General features: G+C 67.7%; 13 protein-coding genes. 9 read left to right on the top strand and 4 right to left on the bottom strand.

What is annotated here, in order from left to right; genetic code table 11:
- Nucleotides 1–68: 68 nt before the first annotated feature.
- The 3 genes from betA to AC3WLF_RS11190 all read right to left on the bottom strand — a co-directional run bounded on the left by betA (nucleotide 69) and on the right by AC3WLF_RS11190 (nucleotide 4,506).
- Entirely contained in the window at nucleotides 69–1,805 is a 1,737-nt protein-coding gene (gene betA, locus AC3WLF_RS11200; protein ID WP_492317226.1) for a choline dehydrogenase, read from the bottom strand.
- Between the two features lie 84 nt (nucleotides 1,806–1,889).
- The gene (locus AC3WLF_RS11195) at nucleotides 1,890–3,356 is read right to left on the bottom strand and encodes an aldehyde dehydrogenase family protein (protein ID WP_492317227.1); all 1,467 of its coding nucleotides are present in this window, start codon (nucleotides 3,354–3,356) and stop codon (nucleotides 1,890–1,892) included.
- A 28-nt stretch (nucleotides 3,357–3,384) separates the two neighbouring features.
- On the bottom strand, nucleotides 3,385–4,506 hold the full coding sequence (locus AC3WLF_RS11190) for an aromatic ring-hydroxylating oxygenase subunit alpha (RefSeq protein WP_492317228.1): 1,122 nt from the start codon (nucleotides 4,504–4,506) through the stop codon (nucleotides 3,385–3,387).
- Between the two features lie 236 nt (nucleotides 4,507–4,742).
- Here AC3WLF_RS11190 and AC3WLF_RS11185 point away from each other — a divergent pair, with 236 nt between their 5' ends.
- The 7 genes from AC3WLF_RS11185 to AC3WLF_RS11155 all read left to right on the top strand — a co-directional run bounded on the left by AC3WLF_RS11185 (nucleotide 4,743) and on the right by AC3WLF_RS11155 (nucleotide 12,938).
- Complete coding sequence (locus AC3WLF_RS11185) at nucleotides 4,743–5,831, top strand: helix-turn-helix domain-containing protein (protein WP_492358217.1); 1,089 nt, start codon at nucleotides 4,743–4,745, stop codon at nucleotides 5,829–5,831.
- 181 nt (nucleotides 5,832–6,012) lie between these two features.
- The gene (locus AC3WLF_RS11180; RefSeq protein ID WP_492317230.1) at nucleotides 6,013–7,338 is read left to right on the top strand and encodes an MFS transporter; all 1,326 of its coding nucleotides are present in this window, start codon (nucleotides 6,013–6,015) and stop codon (nucleotides 7,336–7,338) included.
- A gap of 18 nt (nucleotides 7,339–7,356) precedes the next feature.
- The gene (locus tag AC3WLF_RS11175; RefSeq protein ID WP_492317231.1) at nucleotides 7,357–7,536 is read left to right on the top strand and encodes a hypothetical protein; all 180 of its coding nucleotides are present in this window, start codon (nucleotides 7,357–7,359) and stop codon (nucleotides 7,534–7,536) included.
- Entirely contained in the window at nucleotides 7,526–8,881 is a 1,356-nt protein-coding gene (locus AC3WLF_RS11170; protein WP_492358216.1) for an AtzE family amidohydrolase, read from the top strand. Before AC3WLF_RS11175 ends, AC3WLF_RS11170 begins: the two co-directional genes overlap by 11 nt.
- Before the next feature lie 208 nt (nucleotides 8,882–9,089).
- Nucleotides 9,090–10,043, top strand: a complete 954-nt coding sequence (locus AC3WLF_RS11165) for a Bug family tripartite tricarboxylate transporter substrate binding protein (RefSeq protein ID WP_492317233.1) — start codon at nucleotides 9,090–9,092, stop codon at nucleotides 10,041–10,043.
- Nucleotides 10,044–10,069: 26 nt separating this feature from the next.
- Nucleotides 10,070–11,575, top strand: coding sequence for an N-acyl-D-amino-acid deacylase family protein (locus tag AC3WLF_RS11160; RefSeq protein WP_492317234.1), 1,506 nt, complete (start codon nucleotides 10,070–10,072; stop codon nucleotides 11,573–11,575).
- Nucleotides 11,576–11,600: 25 nt separating this feature from the next.
- Nucleotides 11,601–12,938, top strand: a complete 1,338-nt coding sequence (locus tag AC3WLF_RS11155; RefSeq protein ID WP_492352368.1) for an aspartate aminotransferase family protein — start codon at nucleotides 11,601–11,603, stop codon at nucleotides 12,936–12,938.
- A 110-nt stretch (nucleotides 12,939–13,048) separates the two neighbouring features.
- Here AC3WLF_RS11155 and AC3WLF_RS11150 read toward each other — a convergent pair whose 3' ends face one another.
- Complete coding sequence (locus AC3WLF_RS11150) at nucleotides 13,049–14,206, bottom strand: methyl-accepting chemotaxis protein (protein ID WP_492358215.1); 1,158 nt, start codon at nucleotides 14,204–14,206, stop codon at nucleotides 13,049–13,051.
- A 247-nt stretch (nucleotides 14,207–14,453) separates the two neighbouring features.
- Between AC3WLF_RS11150 and AC3WLF_RS11145 the strand changes: the two genes are divergently transcribed.
- Both AC3WLF_RS11145 and AC3WLF_RS11140 read left to right on the top strand, forming a co-directional pair.
- A complete protein-coding gene (locus AC3WLF_RS11145; RefSeq protein WP_492358214.1) occupies nucleotides 14,454–14,861 on the top strand; it encodes a DUF2946 family protein in 408 nt (135 codons plus the stop codon).
- 138 nt (nucleotides 14,862–14,999) lie between these two features.
- Nucleotides 15,000–17,111 carry a TonB-dependent receptor gene (locus AC3WLF_RS11140; RefSeq protein ID WP_492358213.1) on the top strand — a complete coding sequence of 704 codons (2,112 nt, stop codon included), beginning with the start codon at nucleotides 15,000–15,002 and terminating at the stop codon, nucleotides 17,109–17,111.
- Nucleotides 17,112–17,125 lie beyond the last annotated feature (14 nt).

The raw sequence follows: 17,125 nt of genomic DNA, 5'->3' as shown, positions 1-17,125 counted from the left end.
CCGAAGTCCCGGCAGCACATGCGTCGGTCAGGGGTTCTGGCGGGAAGCCCGCGCGCCGCGCCGCCTGGTCAGGCGGGCATCGGCATCGGCATTCGCGCAGTGGCTGGCGGATGCCGCACCGCGTCTGCCTGCGCCCCGCCACGCGCGGTGGCGGCCTTGTAGTAAGGCGCCGTCGAGCGTTGCAGCGGTGCGCGGCCGCGGATCACGTCGGCCAGCTTCTCGGCCATCATGATGGTGGGCGCGTTCAGGTTGCCGGTGATGATCTTCGGCATGATCGAGGCATCGACCACGCGCAGGCCCGACAGCCCGTGCACGCGGCCCTGGTTGTCGACCACCGCCATCGGGTCGGAAGCGTCGCCCATCTTGCAGGTGCAGGACGGGTGCAGCGCGGTCTCGGCATGCTCGCGCACGAAGGCGTCGATTTCGGCATCGCTCTGGATCATCATGCCGGGCTTGATCTCGCGGCCGCGGAACTGGTCCAGCGCCTGCTGACCGATGATCTCGCGCGTCAGGCGCACCGCGGCGCGGAACTCGCGCCAGTCGACGTCGTGCGCCATGTAGTTGAACAACAGGCGCGGCTTCACGCGCGGGTCGCGGCTGGCCAGCTTGACAAAGCCGGTGCTGGGCGAGCGCATCGAGCCCACATGGCACTGGAAGCCATGCGACTGCACCGGGTTGCTGCCGTCGTAGTTCATCGCCAGCGGGATGAAGTGGTACTGCAGGTTGGGCCAGGCAAAGTCATCGCTGCTGCGGATAAAGCCGCCCGCCTCGAAGTGGTTGGAGGCCGCGGTGCCGGTGCCGCGCAGGTACCATTCGATGCCGATCGCGGGCTTGTTCCACCACTTCAGCGCCGGGTATAGCGATACGGGCTTGGTGCATTCGTACTGCAGGTACATCTCGAGGTGGTCCTGCAGGTTCTCGCCGACGCCCTTCAGGTCTGCCACCGACTCGATGCCAAATGCGCGCAGCTCGTCCGCATTGCCCACGCCCGAGCGCAGCAGCAGTTGCGGCGAGGCGATCGCGCCGTTGCTGACGATCACTTCCCGGCGCGCACGCGCTTCGCGCACATGGTCGCCCTGGATGTACGAGACGCCGATGGCGCGCTGGCCGGAGAACAGGATGCGGTCCGCCAGCGCGCGCGTATGCACGGTCAGGTTGGGCCGGTCCTTGGCCTGGTCCAGATAGGCCAGCGAGGTGCTGCAGCGGCGCCCGCGCGCGGTGGTGGTGCGGTCCATCGGGCCGAAGCCTTCCTGCTTGTAGCCGTTCAGGTCATCGGTCTGGCCATAGCCGGCCTGCTCGCCGGCCTTGATAAAGGCGCGGAACAGCGGGCTGATATCGGCCTTGGGCGTGGTCACGTGCAGCGGGCCGTTGCCGCCGTGGTAGTCGTTGGCGCCCTTGTCATAGGTCTCGGCCTTGCGGAAGTAGGGCAGGCAGTCGGCGTAGCTCCAGTTCTCCAGCGACTTGTTTTCTGCCCAGCCGTCGTAGTCCATCGCGTTGCCGCGGATATAGACCATGCCGTTGATCAGCGACGAACCGCCCAGCCCCTTGCCGCGGCCCTGCGTCATGCGCCGGTTGTTCATATGCGGCTCGGGCTCGGTCACGTAGGCCCAGTTGTAAGTCGTGCCCTGCAGCGGATACGCCAGCGCGGCCGGCATCTGGGTGCGCCAGTCCAGGCGCCAGTCGGGGCCGCCGGCTTCCAGCAGCAGCACCGAGACATCGGCATCCTCGGTCAGCCGCGCGGCCAGCACGCAGCCGGCCGAGCCCGCGCCGACGATGATGTAGTCGTACTCATGGATTGCCTGCATGGTGCAATCTCCTTGTTTGCTTGACGCCGTGCGTGGCGCCCGGGGGCGGGCCTGCCGCGCACGCGATTGCGAAGTCAGCTGCGCTCAGGCGCCAAACCAGCCCATCGCCTTGGGGGCCAGGTTGATATAGCTGTGCTTGAGTTCGGTGTACTCGTCCAGGCCGACGCGGGCCAGCTCGCGGCCGATGCCGCTCGCCTTGTAGCCGCCCCACGGCGCTTCCGGGAAGTACGGGTGGTAGTCGTTGACCCACACCGTGCCGAAGCGCAGGCCGCGCGACATCCGGTTGGCCTTGTCGAGGTCGCGGGTCCAGACCGCGCCGGCCAGGCCGTACGGGGTGTCGTTGGCGGCACGCAGTACTTCTTCCTCGGAGCGGAAGCGCTCGGCCGTGATCACCGGCCCGAAAATCTCCTCCTTCGCAATCTTCATGTCTGCCGTCACGTCGGCCAGCAGCGTCGGTTCCAGCCAGTAGCCCTTCTTGAAGACGTCGCCCGCCGGCCGCTTGCCGCCGTGAACCAGCCGTGCGCCCTCGGCAATGCCGGCCTGCACCATGCCCAGGATCTTCTCGTGCTGTTGCGCCGACTGCACCGGGCCCATCTGGGTCTCGCCGTGGAAGCCGTTGCCGATCACGATGCGCGGCAGGCGCTCGGCCAGCCGGCTGATGAATGCATCATAGATGCTGTCCTCGATCATCAGGCGCGAGCCGGCGGAGCAGACCTGCCCGGCGTGGAAGAACGCGGCATTGAGCGCGTAATCCACCGCTGCGTCCAGGTCGGCATCGGCAAAGACGATGTTCGGGTTCTTGCCGCCCAGCTCCAGGCCGATGCGCTTGAAGTTGCCGGTGGCGGCCTTCATGATGCTCTCGCCGGCATAGGCGCCGCCGGTGAACGAGACCAGGTCCACGTCCAGGCTCTCGGCCAGCTCGGCGCCGACTTCGGCGCCGCCGGTCACCAGGTTGAACACACCGGGCGGCAGGTCCAGCTCGGCCACCAGTTGCGTGAAGTGGTGCGTGGTCAGCGGCGTCAGGTTGCTGGGCTTGATCACCACGGTATTGCCTGCGCCCAGCGCGGGCGCGATCTTCCATGCGGCCTGCAGCAGCGGGTAGTTCCACGGCGTGATCAGGCCGCACACGCCAACCGGCTCGCGCAGCGTGCGGCTGATCACATGGTGCGGGGCTTCGTTGACCGCGCCCGACTCGGATGCGACCAGCCCCGCGAAGTAGCGGAAGGTGGCGGCGATATCGCCCATGTCGGTCCGGCTCTCGGTCAGCGTCTTGCCGGTGTTGAGCGACTCCAGGTGGGCGAGCTTCCCGGCGTCGCGGTCGATCAGTTCGGCGATCTTGTTCAGCAGCCTGGCGCGGTCACGGATCGTCGTCTGGCGCCACGGGCCGTCGAAGGCCTTGCGCGCAGCGGCGATGGCCAGGCGCGCGTCGGCGCGGGTGGCTTCGGCGGCCTGGGCGATCACGGACTCGTCGGCGGGGCTCAGGATGGCGCGCGTGCCTTGGTCGATGGGCGACTGCCACTGGCCGTCGATATAGAGCTGGGTCTGGATCATTGCTGCGGTTCCGGTTCGGTGGTTCGTTTCAGGCGGCCAGGGCGTCGAGCACCATCTGCTGGAAATGCTGCACGCCGTGCTCGCCGATGGCGGAGGTCTTGTCGTCGGTGACCAGCAGCGGGCCCTGCCCGTTGCGGTAGCCGCGCGACTTCAGGCCGCGCTGCACCGATTCGACGATGCTCAGGTCTTCGGGCTTGAGCACGTTCTTGTAGTACTCGATCAGTTGCTCCTGCTCGGCCGTGGGCGTGCTGTCGCGGAAGTAGAACTCGAAGTGCTGGATGGTGGTGTCGGCATCCACCGGGAACATGTAGAACACGCCGTAGTTGCCATCTCCCGGCAGCACGTTCAGCGTCACGTTGGGCCACAGCCAGTAGGCGGCGAAGTCGGTGTTGGGGGCGTCGCTGTCATAGGTGAAGGCGTCGCTGCCCGAGCGCGTCTGGCCGACCTGGCTGGTGTAGAGGCCGCGCACTTCGTGCTTGTAGGTCTCCATCCTGATCGACTCGACCAGCGCCGGGTGCGCGGTCTGGCAGTGCAGGCATTCCAGGTAGTTGTCGACCACCACCTTCCAGTTGGCCTTCATCTCGTAGCTGAGCTTGTGCGCCGGCACCAGCTTGTCGACATCCGGGCAGCGCGCGCGGATCTCGTCGTTGAGGCTGCCTGCCAGCTCGGCCAGCGGCTTCGCGTCCATGTCCAGGTTGACGAAGACCAGGCCGCAGAACTCTTCCACGCGCACCGGCGTCAGGCCGGCGTTGTCCTTGCAGAAGCCCGGCACGTTCTCGGCGTTGCGCACGTGGATCAGCTTGCCGTCCAGGCCGAACGACCAGGCGTGGTACGGGCAGGTGATCACGTTCTTGGCCTTGCCCGCGCCATCCGCAAACAGCTCATGGGCGCGGTGCGGGCAGACGTTGTAGAACGCGCGCAACACGCCGTCGCGGCCGCGCACCACGAACACGTTCTCGCCGGCCACTTTCACCGTGGCGTACTGGTTGTTCTCGGCCACCTGGCTCTTGTGCATCACACACACCCAGCTGCGCGCGAAGATGGTCTTCTTCTCCTGCTCGAAGACTTCCTGCGAGGTGTAGTAGTGGGCCGGCAGCGTATAGGCCAGCGGCGGGGTGGTGCCGCAGGCGGGGGCGATGGTCTCTTGCATGGGGTTGTCTCCTCGTTGGTCTCGGTGCTTTATCGATTCACTAATAGTTAATTAAATTACTATTGGTGATGTGAGATGAAGTCTAGTGAGGAGCGTAGGGGTACCGCAATTCAAAAAAGCGATGAAGTCTGCTAAATTGATGGTCTGTAGCTATCAATTCGCGCGATTTGCTGGGATGGTGTAAGGTTCGAGTAACTCAATTCACCATCGGTTGAAAAAAAGCGGAGGGGATGCCCATGACGGAAGACACTTTTGCCGCGCGCCTGAAGGGGGTGCTGGAAGGCAAAAGGATCATGCTCAAGCAGGTGGCAGAGGCGCTGTCGGTATCGCCGTCGGCGGTGCACAAGTGGACCCGCGGCGGCGAGATCGAATACGAGCGGCTGCTCGCGCTGGCGCGCTTCCTGGGCGTCAACTGGCTGTGGCTGCGCTACGGCGAGCAGGCCATCGCCGACCTGGAGGCCAGCACCGCCTCTGACCCGCACATCAAGGAACTGCGCCAGAAGCACCTGGCGGAGATCATGGAGAGCGAGGCGCGCATGAAGTTCGCGCAGGAGGTCTCGGGCATCGTCACCTGGGAATGGAACGTGCTGACCGATGGCCTGACCTACTCGTCCAACGACGTCACGCTGTTCGGCCGCCACATCCGCAACATGGACGACTTCTGGGCCTGCGTGCATCCGGCCGACGTTGCGCGCCTGCGCGAGGTGCTGGCGCGCACGCTGGGCGCGCAGGAGATGCACGAGTGGGAGTTCCGCGTCGTGCACGGGGACACCACGCGCTGGATCTCGTCGCGGGCCACGCTGGTGCGCGACTTCGACCAGCGCCCGGTCAAGATGATCGGCGTCAGCCTGGACATCACCGAGCGGCGCCGCGCCGAGGCTGCGCTGCGCCAGAACGAGGCGCTGCTGGCCAAGGCGCAGGAGATTGCCCACCTGGGCGGCTGGTACTGGAATATCCAGACCGACGACTGCGCCTGGACCGACGAGGCCTACCGCATCTTCGGCTGGGCCCCGCAGGCGTTCAAGGTGACCATGGAGCGCTACCTGGCGTCGATCGTCGAGGAAGACCGCGCCCGCGTGCAGGCGGCCATCCGCGCGGCCATCGTCGACAAGGCGCCGTACAGTGTCGACTACCGCATCCAGCTGCCCGACGGCAGCCATCGCGACATCCATGAGGAAGGCGAGGTCACGCTGGACGAGCACGGCAACGCCCTGACCATGGTCGGCGCCTCGCAGGATGTCACCGAGCCGGCAGCGCCGCCGGCAAGAGGCGGCGGCAAGGCCCCGCGCAAGCGTGCGGCGGACAGGCCACGCACACCAGCCTGACAGCACCACAGGGCGGCATGCATTGCCGCCCTTTTTCTTGGGGCGGGTCTTCCGCGTCACTTGAAGGAATAAGACCGTTTGTTTCAGCGTAAACGTTAGTGGAACGTTTGTTTCATGTTCCGCTATGATGGCATCTCCATGGCGCCGGATCCCGCGCGCCTGTACAAGGAGGAGATCCATCATGTCCCTGGCCAAGCCAGCCATCCCGCAGTCCCCGGGCCACGCCGCCTTGCTGCCGGACGCCGCCGCCACGGCGTTCGCCAAGGTCACGCGCCGCATCGTGCCGTTTATCGTGCTGTGCTACTTCTTCAGCTACCTGGACCGGGTCAACGTCGGCTTCGCCAAGCTGCAGATGCAGCAGGCGCTGGGGCTGAGCGACGTGGTCTATGGCCTGGGCGCCGGCATCTTCTTCTGGGGCTACATGCTGTGCCAGGTGCCCAGCAGCCTGCTGATCTACCGGCTCGGCATGCGCCGCAGCATGGCGGCCATCATGATCCTGTGGGGGCTGGTATCCGCCGCGACCATGTTCGTGACCACGCCGATGGAGTTCTACGCCGCGCGCTTCCTGCTGGGCGTGACCGAGGCCGGCTTCTTCCCGGCCGCGGTGATGTACCTGAACAAGTGGTACCCGGCCGACCGGCAGTCGCGCATCATGTCGATCCTGTTCCTGGCGATGCCGCTGGGCATGGTGCTGGGCGGCCCGATCTCCGGCGCGCTGATGTCGGCCACGCATGACCTGCACGGGCTGCAAGGCTGGCAGTGGATGTTCCTGATCGAGGCGCTGCCGGCCATCGTGCTGGGCCTGCTGCTGTTGCGCATGCTGCCCGAGTCGCCGGAGGCCGCGCCGTGGCTCACGCCGGCCGAAGCGGGCGCCATCACGCGCACGCTGACCACCGAGAACGCGAAGAAGAACACCCGCTTCATCGCCGCGCTCAAGTCGCCGATCCTGTGGATGCTGATGGCGATCTGCCTGCTGTTCAATATCGGCAACTACGGCCTGGTGTTCTGGCTGCCCACCATCATCCAGTCGACCGGGATGTCGTCGCCGCTTGAGATCGCCATGCTGACGGCGATCCCGTATGCGGTCGCGTGCGTGGCGATGAACGTCAACGCCGCGCACGCCGAGCGCACCGGCGAGCGCCGCCTGCACTCCGCGCTGCCGCTGCTGGTGGCCGCCGTTGGCATGTGGGCGAGCACGCTGTTTCCGCACAACACGGTGATGGCGATGGTGTTCCTGACTATCGGCATTTCCGGCCTGATGGCCACGCTGTCGATGTTCTGGGGCCTGCCGGGCCGCGTGCTGGCCGGCACCGCCGCGGCTGGCGGCATTGCCATGATCAACAGCGCGGCCAGCCTGGCCGGCCTGATCGGCCCGGTGCTGATGGGCGGCATCAAGCAGAGCACCGGCAGCATCTCGCTGGGCGTGCTGGCGCTGGCCGGGCTGATGCTGGCCGCGGCCGTGCTGATCCTGGCGATTCCGCGCCAGCTGATGCAATCGCGGAGCTGAGGGATGGCGCAAGCAACCATGGCACAAGCAAGCGACGACGCTCCCGCCGGCCTGGTGGCGCAAGCCGCCGCGAGCCTGCAGGTGCCGGTGGCACCTCAGGATTGCGAGCAGGCCGCCGCGCTGCTGGCCGGCATGGCGGCCATGGTGGCGGGCCTGCGCCAGGCGCTGGCGCAAGCGGAGGGGCAGCATGGCTGCTGACACGCTGATCGCCGCCGCCATGGCCGCGCAGGTACGCAGCGGCGAGCGGCTTGCCCTCGACCTGGTGCAAGACGCCCTGCAGCGCGCCGAAGCCGCCGCGCCGCTCAATGCCTGCTCGGCGCTGCTGGCGGACAGTGCACTGGCGCAGGCCGCCGCGCTGGACCGGCTGCGCGCGCAGGGCCGGCCGCTGCCGCCGCTGGCGGGCGTGCCGTTCGTGGTGAAGAACCTGCTGGACGTGCGCGGCCACGCCACGCTGGCCGGCGCCGCGCCACGCGCGCAGGAGCCGCCGGCACCGCGCCATGCCGATACGGTCGAGGCGCTGGTCGCCGCGGGCGCGGTGCCCGTTGCGCTGGCGGCGATGGACGAATACGCGTGCGGCGCCACCGGCGAGAACGTGATCGGCGGTCCGGTGCGCAATCCGCTCGATCCGTCGCGCATCACCGGCGGCTCGTCGGCCGGCACCGCGGCGCTGGTGGCTGCCGGGGTGGTGCCGTTCGGGCTGGGTTCGGATACCAATGGGTCGATCCGCGCCCCGGCAGCGTTCTGCGGCATCTGGGGGCTGCGCCCGACCACGGGGCGGTTGTCCCTGGCCGGATGCGTGCCGTATGCGCAGAGCCTGGATACGGTCGGCCCGATGGCCGGCAGCGCCGGTGACCTCGCGCTTGCCTATGCGGCCATGCTCGGCGTGGACGCGCCTGCTGATCCGCAAGGCCGTGGTGCCGCGACGCTGCGCGTCGGCGTGCTCGGCCGCGGCTTCTCTGATTTTGCCGAGCCCGCGGTGCAGGCGGCAGTGCTGCGCGTGGCTTCGGCCTTTGGCGCGGTGCGCACCATAGACCTGCCCGACGCCGACACGGCGCGCGACGCCGCCTCGGTAATCTCCGCCTACGAAGTCGGGCGCAACCACCAGGCCATGGGATTCTCCGTGCGCCATGGCGGCTACAGCGCCTTCGTGCGCCAGCGCATCCTGGCCGGGCTGGCGATGCCGCGCGGCTGGTATGACATCGCGCGCCAGCACCAGTCGGCGTGGCGGCAGCGGCTGCTGGCGCTGTTCGATGACGTCGACCTGCTGCTGGCCCCTTCAACTCCCTATGCGGCCACGCCGATCGGCGCCGACACCGTCAACGGCACCCGCCGCATCTATCGCCCGCGTGCCGATGCCGGGCACCTGACCCGGCCGTTGTCGCTGGCGGGCCTGCCCGTGGTGGCCGCGCCGTGCGCGGGCGAGGGCTTGCCCGCAGGCATCCAGATCGTGGCCGCGCCCTGGCTCGAGAGCCAGGCACTGGCGGCGGCGCGCTTCCTTGAGGCGCAGGGGCTGTGCCGCAGTGCGACGCCCCGATGGCTGTAACGACTGTTTCATGGAGTTCGGGGCCGTTGCGGCAAAGGCATTCGCGCCGGCGTCGCATCGGTTTTGTTTCATAATAATGATTAAAGAAACAAATGTTGCATTGACTCGGGCCATGCCCCTATACTGCAAACGCGTAGCCGGGTCCAACCCAGGTACTGAACGGGATAACGAGATGCAAGAGCAAAGGCAGCAGCAAAAGCGACGGCTCATGGCCACCCTGTTGTGGCTGGGCGCCGCGGGCCTGGCTGGCCCGGCAGTGGCGGACAGCTATCCGTCGCGCCCGATCCGCCTGGTGGTGCCGTCAGCCGCCGGCGGCAGTCCTGACGTGCTGATGCGCGCATTGGGCGCCGAAGTCGGCAAGTCGCTGGGCCAGTCGTTCGTGATAGACAACAAGCCCGGCGCCTCGGGCGTGATCGGCATCTCCGAACTGGAACGCGCCGCGCCTGACGGCTACACGCTCGGCTATGCCAACAACGTGACGCTGTCGATCAACAAGAGTACCTTCCGCAAGCTGCCGTACCGGCCCGATGCCTTCGTGCCGGTGGTGCTGCTGTTCAAGGTGCCGAATGTGATCGCGGTCAGGCCGGAGATGCCGGTGAAGACCTTTGCCGAGCTGGTGGCCTACGTCAAGGCCAACCCCGACAAGGTCACCTATGCCTCGCCGGGCCAGGGCACGTCCGGCCACCTGACCGGCCAGCTGCTCGCGGACAAGGCGGGGCTGGCCTGGACGCACATCGGCTACAAGGGCAGCCCGCAGGCCGCCACCGATGTGATGGGCGGCCAGGTCAATGTGCTGATCGACAACATGCCGACCATCCTGCCGCTGATCAAGGCCGGCAAGCTCAAGCCGCTGGCAGTGACCAGCCTGGCGCGCTCGCCGCTGCTGCCGGCGCTGCCCACCATCGCGGAGTCCGGCGTGCCGGGTTTCGAAGGGGTGGCCTGGGGCGGCCTGGTCGCGCCGCAAGGCACGCCCGCCGGGGTGGTGGGCAAGCTCAACGGCGCCTTCAACCGCGCGCTGGCGGATCCGGCCATCAAGGACAAGTTCGCCGCGCTGGGCGCCGAGACGGTCGGCGGCACGCCGCAGGCGCTGGCCGGCTATGCCGCGCGTGAAACCGACAAATGGGCGGCCGTGGTCAGGCAGGCCGGCATCACGCCGCAATAACACCGCCGACGAGACAAGGATTGACGATGGCATCGCAACCAGCCGCGCCCCGGCGCGCCGACCTGATCTTCCGCAACGCCACGGTCGTGGACGGCACGGGCGCAGCCCGCCGCGTGGCCAATGTGGCAGTCGCGGGCGACCGCATCGTCGCCGTGGGCGACTGCGCTGACATGACCGCGGAACATACCGTGGACGCAGCCGGCCGCGTGCTGGCACCGGGCTTTATCGATGCCCACACGCACGACGACGGCTACCTGCTGGTGCATCGGGACATGACGCCCAAGGTGTCGCAGGGCATCACCACCGTGGTCACCGGCAACTGCGGCATCAGCGTGGCACCGCTGGTCAGCAGCGCGCCGCCGCAGCCGCTGGACCTGCTGGGGCCGCCCGCGCTGTTCCGCTTCGATACCTTCGCGCAGTGGCTCGACGCGCTGCGCGCGACGCCGGCCAATGTCAACGTGGTGCCGCTGCTCGGGCATTCGACGTTGCGCGTGCGCGCGATGCCGGAACTGGACCGGGCCGCCAATGCAGAAGAAATCGCTGCGATGCGGGACGAGGTCAGGCTGGCGATGGAGGCGGGCGCCTTCGGTGTCTCGACCGGCACGTTCTATCCGCCCGCGGCAGCCGCCACCGAAGCCGAGATCATCGCCGTGAGCGAGCCGGTCCGCACCCACGGCGGCGTCTATTCCACCCACCTGCGCGACGAGACCGACGACATCGTGCCGTCGATCGAAGAAGCGCTGCGCATTGGCCGCGCGCTTGGCTGCCCGGTGGTGTTTTCCCACCACAAGGTCGCGGGCAAGCGCAATCATGGCCGCTCGGTCGAAACCCTCGGGCTGCTGGCCGACGCCGCGCGCCTGCAGCCGCTGTGCCTGGACTGCCATCCCTATCCCGCGACCTCGACCATGCTGCGGCTGGACCGCGTGCGCCAGTCCACGCGCACCATGGTCACCTGGTCCACCGGCTACCCGCCCGCGGGCGGCCGCGACTTCCACGAGCTGATGCAGGAGCTTGGCCTGGACGAAGACGCGCTCTTGGCAAAGCTGCGCCCCGCGGCGGCGATCTATTTCATCATGGATGAGCGCGACGTCGAGCGCATTGCGCAGTTTCCGCTGACCATCTTCGGCTCGGACGGCCTGCCCTTCGATCCGCGCCCGCATCCGCGCCAGTGGGGCACCTTCCCGCGCATCCTGGCGCGCATGGTGCGCGAAGACCAGCTGATGACGCTGGAAACCGCAATCCACAAGATGTCCGGCCTGGCTGCGCAGCAATACGGGCTGGCGGACCGCGGCCGGATCGTGCCGGGCGCGTTTGCCGACCTGGTGCTGTTCGATGCGGACCGGGTGCAGGACCGTGCCACCTTTGAAGACCCGCTGCAACTGAGCACCGGCATCCACGGCGTCTGGGTCAACGGCGCCAGGGTCTGGGAACAGTCCACGCAGACGGACAGCGAAGGCAGCGCACTGCCCGCGTTTTCCGGCCGCGTGCTGGAGCGCTGCCCCGCCGACACCGATTCCGCTTTGCCCCGCTGACGCGCGGCCCCACCACCACATCATCATGACCCACGTATTCCATCGCAATCCGCGCCAGAAGCTGCCCGTTGCCGTTGCCGGGCAGGGCATCGAACTGATCGACAGCGAAGGCCGGCGCTATCTCGACGCCTCCGGCGGCGCCGCCGTGTCGTGCCTGGGGCACGGCCATCCGCGCGTGATCGAGGCGATCAAGGCGCAGCTCGACACCATCGCCTACGCGCATACCTCGTTCTTCACCACCGAGGTGTCGGAAACGCTGGCCGAGACGCTGGCGCAGGCCGCGCCTGGCGATCTCGACCATGTCTACTTTGTCTCCGGCGGTTCCGAAGCGGTGGAGTCGGCGCTGAAGCTGGCGCGCCAGTATTTCGTCGAAGTAGGGCAGCCCAGCCGCCGCCACTTCATCGCGCGTCGCCAGAGCTACCACGGCAACACCCTGGGCGCGTTGGCCATCGGCGGCAACGCCTGGCGGCGCGAGCCCTTCCTGCCGCTGCTGGTGCCGGCGCACCACGTGTCGCCGTGCTATGCCTACCGCGACCAGCAGGCCGGCGAGACCGACCCGCAGTACGCACAGCGCCTGGCCGACGAGCTGGAAGCGAAGATCCTGGAACTCGGCCCGGACACCGTGGCCGCCTTCGTCGCCGAAACCGTGGTGGGCGCCACCGCCGGCGCGGTGCCGCCGGTGGGCGACTACCTGAAGCGCATCCGCGCCGTGTGCGACAAGTACGGTGTGCTGCTGATCCTGGATGAGGTGATGTCAGGCATGGGCCGTACCGGCTACCTGTTCGCGTGCGAAGAGGATGGCGTGGTGCCCGATATCGTCACCATCGCCAAGGGCCTGGGCGCGGGCTACCAGCCGATCGGCGCGATGCTGTCGACGCGCAGGATCTACGACGCCATCGTCGGCGGCAGCGGCTTCTTCCAGCATGGCCACACCTATATCGGCCATGCGACTGCCTGCGCCGCGGCACTGGCGGTACAGCGGACCATTGCCGAAGACAAGCTGCTGGCCAACGTGCTGGCCCGCGGCGAGCAACTGCGCGCACAGCTGCGCGAGGCGCTGGGTGACCATCCCAACCTGGGTGATGTCCGTGGACGCGGCTTGTTCGTTGGCGTGGAGTTCGTGGCCGACCGCGACAGCAAGGCCACGCTCGATCCGGCGCTGAAGACGCATGCGCGGTTGAAATCCGCCGCGATGCAGAATGGCTTGCTGGTCTATCCGATGGGGGGCACGGTCGACGGCGTGCGCGGCGACCACGTGCTGTTCGCACCGCCGTTTATTTGCACGCCGCAGGATATTGACCGCATCGTCGAGCGCTTTGCGGCGGCGGTGCAGGCGGTGCTGCCGGCTTGCGTGACGGCTTGAATTGCTGAAGGCTCCTGCCTCCCGCGGGTTTGCCCCCCTCTCCCGCTTGCGGGAGAGGGGGGCAAACAAGCGGTCAGCGGGCCATGGCCGCAGCTGCAGCGCTGCCCACATCAGCCGAACGCAGCAACCTGCCTGAATGCGCCATGCCCCGGCGCCTGTGCTGACGCCGGTTCCGCATCCAGCTTGAATTCGCCCACCACGCGCTGCAGCTCAGTGGCCTGGCCCGCCAGTTCGTGCGAGGCACTGGCCGCCTGCTCCACCAGCGTCGCATTCTGCTGCGTCACGGTGTCCATCTGCGCCACCGCCTCGTTGACCTGCGCAATCCCGGCACTCTGCTGTTCAGAGGCCGCAGTGATCTCGCCCAGCAGCCCGGTCACGCTGGCCACTGCCTGAACGATCTCCTGCATGGTCTCGCCGGCCTGGCCCACCAGTGCCGAGCCGCTGTCCACCTGCTGCACCGAATCGTCGATCAGCTGCTTGATCTCCCGCGCCGCCGAAGCACTGCGCTGCGCCAGCGTGCGCACCTCGCCGGCCACCACGGCAAAGCCGCGCCCCTGCTCACCCGCGCGCGCGGCTTCCACCGCCGCGTTCAGCGCCAGGATATTGGTCTGGAAGGCAATACCTTCGATCACTTCGATGATGTCCGTGACCTTGCGCGAGCTGGCGCTGATCGCCGACATGGTCTGCACCACGTTGCCCACCACTTCGCCACCGCGCGCGGCGATGCCCGATGCGGTTGCCGCCAGCCCGTTGGCGGCGCGCGCGCGTTCGGTGTTCTGCTGCACCATCGAGGTCAGCTCGCCCATGCTCGACGCGGTCTCTTCCAGCGCCGCTGCCTGCTCTTCCGTGCGCTGCGACAGGTCGGTATTGCCCGCGGCAATCTGGTGCGAAGCGGCGGTGATCGAATCGGTGGAAGCGCGGATGCGTGTCACCAGGTCGGTGAGCATGTCTTCCATCTCTCCCAGGCCGCCCAGCAGCCGCCCAAACTCGCCGCCCCGCTCGGTGTCGAACTCCTGGCTGAGGTCGCCCGCCGCCACGGTTTCGGCAATGTAGACGGCCTCGGACAACGGCGCCTCGATGCTGCGCGCCAGCGCCCAGACCGCGCCCACCGCCAGGCATAGCCCACCCACGCCCAACGCGATCAGCAGGCGCCGCGCATCGGCCGCATCCTGCATCCGCGGCAAGGCCACCGCGATCCCGATCGCCATCAGCGACCACATGGCGCCAAACGCCGCGCCCAGGCGTATGCGAATCCCCAGGTTTTGCATGTCTGTCCCCCGTTTCCACCCCAGAAGTGCAGGCGCCGGCGTGCCGGCTGCCTGTCTTGCCAATGTCTTCGCTGGCCAACTCTTGCTTAACGGCGGGAACGGTGCAGTCTTTAGCGGCTTGCAGGACAGGCAGACCTGCGCCGCCGCTGGTGGTGCCGGGCGGCAGCAATATGTCGCGGCATCGACTTACAATTGCAATTGAGTTGCGTTAATATGGCGCCGGTCGACACAGCCAGCGCCTCCATCAATGCGTAAGCATGCGAACATCGTTCGTCTCATCTGGGCCGTGCTCCTGCTCTTGCTAGTGCAGGCGTGGGCCGCGGTGACGCACGTGCATGCGGTACCGGGAACGCGGTTGGAGGCTGTCGTGGCGAACACAAGCGCAGGCGCAATCCCCGATGCGGCCGCCACGCCGGACACGTCCGACACGGACCGCGTGCCTGCCGATGGCACGACGGAATGCGATTGCCTGTGGTGCTCGCCCCGGTTGCATCTCTTCATCAGCGCCGCCATCGCGGTGCAATTGCTCTGCGTCATCCTGCGCCTGCTGTCACGGGTACGGCAGGTCGATGTCGCCGCGCCGACATGGCGTACCCGCTTCCTCTCTCCGCCCGCCTTGCGCGCGCCACCGGCGCTGGCCCGCGCCGCCGGCTAACCCCCGGCCGCATCCCTTTCCCTTACATCTGATTGCGCGTCCGCTGCGTCATGCCAGGCGGGCGGCATCCTCACGTCCGAATTTTGTACGGCAAGCCCGGTGCCCATAGCGGATACCGCCGGGCTGCCGCGAGGCCTCATGAACAAGAACGAAAACACGGGTGCCGCGCGCCCCCTGGCCTGGACACTGCTCGCGCTCTCGTCGGGCGTCTTCAGCCAGGCCGCATTTGCCGAAGGCCAGCATACGGTGCTGCCGGAAGTCAGCGTGGTGGCGACGCAGGACACCAGCCTGCAAGGCAAGCGCAAGCTCGTGACCACGGACAGCACCGGCCTGCCGGCCGCGGTCTCGGTCGTCACCGCCGACGAGTTGGGCACCATCAATATCGGCCGGGACATCTCCAACATGTTCCGTCGTGTACCTGGGGTGGTGGCCAACAACATCGACCAGGGCGACACGGGCAACGGTTTCCGCATGCGCGGCTTCGCCACCCAGGGCACGCACGGCGCCGACACCGCAGTCTATGTGGACGGGGTGCCGCAGAACATGCCGTCCAGCCAGGCCGGCGCCGGACATGGGCCTGCATTCCTGGAATGGCTGACCCCGGACATGATCGGCCAGATCGACGTCGTCAAGGGGCCGGTGTCCGCGTTGTATGGCGACCAGAACCGGGCGGGTGCCGTGCCGATCAGCACGCAGTCGGGCGACGTGCCCTCCAGTATCGGCATCGGCTTCGACCGGTACAACGGCAAGCGCGCAACACTGGTCCTGTCAGGCAGCCATGCCTTGCGGCCCGGGTCCGAGTCGATCCGGTCGCTGTTCGTGGCCGATATCTACCGCACCCATAGCTACCGGTACGACGGCAGCACCGACCGCGACAACTTCTTCTGGAAGCTGTCGACCAGGATCGGCGATGGCGTCTACAGCCTGCGGCTCAACCACTATCGCTCCGAATCGACAGCCGCCGGCTACCTGCTGCTGAGCGACCTGCAATCCGGCAAGGTGGACCCGCGCTCCACGCAATACGGGCTGCCGGGCTTCGGCAGCGGCAAGCGTTCGATGTTCGCGCTGAATCGCGCCCCGGCGCATGGCGAGGACGGCTGGTATGCGACGTTGTACGGGGAAGCCTTCGAGCGCGAGCGTGGCATTGCCACCAGCAGCGTGCAGCACACCGTGGGTTCGGATGACCGGAATATCTTCGGCGGCCGGCTGGCCAACAATTTCACGTTCGGAGACCGGGCCGCGCTCATGGTCGGCGCGGAAGTGCGCCGCGACCGGGGGGACGCGCAGCGCCGGATCTGGGTGCGTGGCGTGCCCACTGCGAACTATATCAACGCGCAGCAGCTCGACCTGCTCACCTACGGGCTGTTCGTGCAGGGGCAGTTCAAGCCGGTCGAAGCGGTCAAGCTGACCGCGGGCCTGCGGCGCGACTGGTTCGACTACGACATCGTCAACCGCAAGCTGCCGGCAGCGAGCACCGACTACTTCTCGGGCGTCACCACGCCCAAGCTCGGCGCGGTCTGGTCGGTGCTGCCCCGGCTCGACCTGTTCGCCAACGTCGCGCAGGGCTTCCGTTCGCCCGCCGCGGAGCAGATCAGCAGCAGCGGGGCCACGGGCCCGCTGGGCGCGCCCGGCGGCACGGTCTATGACGGGTCGCCGTCGAAGGTGAAATCCTACGACGTGGGCTTTACCGCGACGCCGGCCAACAACCTGACCGTGACCGCAGCAGCCTACTACACGCTGAATGAGGACGAGATCGTGGGGCAGCCGGACGGATCGTTCAAGTCGGTCGGCGACACGACGCGCAAGGGATATGAGCTGGAGGCCCGCTGGCGGCCCATCCGCCCGGTGTCGGTCTACGCCAGCTACGGGCAGATCATCCAGGCCGAAGCGAACAACCCGCTGCCCAACACGGGGGCCAGGCTGTCGGTTCCCCGGCACCAGCTCAAGCTGGGCGCCGAGTACCGCCAGCGGCTGCAGGGCGCGCAGCTGACCGTCAATGCCGATGCCTATCTGACTACCGGTATTCCCTACTACATGGGAACGCCGCAGACCCAGCTGCGTTTCATGCCGGCCTACACGCGCTTCGACCTGCGCGCGGTGCTCGACTGGAAGCAATACCAGTTGTCGCTGTTCGCGGTGCTGCAGCCGCACCGGTTCTCGACCGAGGCCGCGTATGGGTCCGCAGCGGGGCTGCTGGTAGCGCCGCAGCCGAAATGGCAAGCCGGCATGGCGGCACGCTATTTCTTCTGACGTATTCGACGGAG

The sequence above is a fragment of the Cupriavidus sp. FW306-01-F10A genome (assembly GCF_058782785.1).
The sequence above is the reverse complement of the archived record's forward strand: the minus strand, read 5'-3'. Positions and strand labels throughout refer to the sequence as shown.

Coding starts and splice junctions, on each gene's coding strand:
- betA (WP_492317226.1), bottom strand. CDS start 1,805: ATGCAGGCAATCCATGAGTACGACTACATCATCGTCGGCGCGGGCTCG.
- AC3WLF_RS11195 (WP_492317227.1), bottom strand. CDS start 3,356: ATGATCCAGACCCAGCTCTATATCGACGGCCAGTGGCAGTCGCCCATC.
- AC3WLF_RS11190 (WP_492317228.1), bottom strand. CDS start 4,506: ATGCAAGAGACCATCGCCCCCGCCTGCGGCACCACCCCGCCGCTGGCC.
- AC3WLF_RS11185 (WP_492358217.1), top strand. CDS start 4,743: ATGACGGAAGACACTTTTGCCGCGCGCCTGAAGGGGGTGCTGGAAGGC.
- AC3WLF_RS11180 (WP_492317230.1), top strand. CDS start 6,013: ATGTCCCTGGCCAAGCCAGCCATCCCGCAGTCCCCGGGCCACGCCGCC.
- AC3WLF_RS11175 (WP_492317231.1), top strand. CDS start 7,357: ATGGCACAAGCAAGCGACGACGCTCCCGCCGGCCTGGTGGCGCAAGCC.
- AC3WLF_RS11170 (WP_492358216.1), top strand. CDS start 7,526: ATGGCTGCTGACACGCTGATCGCCGCCGCCATGGCCGCGCAGGTACGC.
- AC3WLF_RS11165 (WP_492317233.1), top strand. CDS start 9,090: ATGGCCACCCTGTTGTGGCTGGGCGCCGCGGGCCTGGCTGGCCCGGCA.
- AC3WLF_RS11160 (WP_492317234.1), top strand. CDS start 10,070: ATGGCATCGCAACCAGCCGCGCCCCGGCGCGCCGACCTGATCTTCCGC.
- AC3WLF_RS11155 (WP_492352368.1), top strand. CDS start 11,601: ATGACCCACGTATTCCATCGCAATCCGCGCCAGAAGCTGCCCGTTGCC.
- AC3WLF_RS11150 (WP_492358215.1), bottom strand. CDS start 14,206: ATGCAAAACCTGGGGATTCGCATACGCCTGGGCGCGGCGTTTGGCGCC.
- AC3WLF_RS11145 (WP_492358214.1), top strand. CDS start 14,454: ATGCGTAAGCATGCGAACATCGTTCGTCTCATCTGGGCCGTGCTCCTG.
- AC3WLF_RS11140 (WP_492358213.1), top strand. CDS start 15,000: ATGAACAAGAACGAAAACACGGGTGCCGCGCGCCCCCTGGCCTGGACA.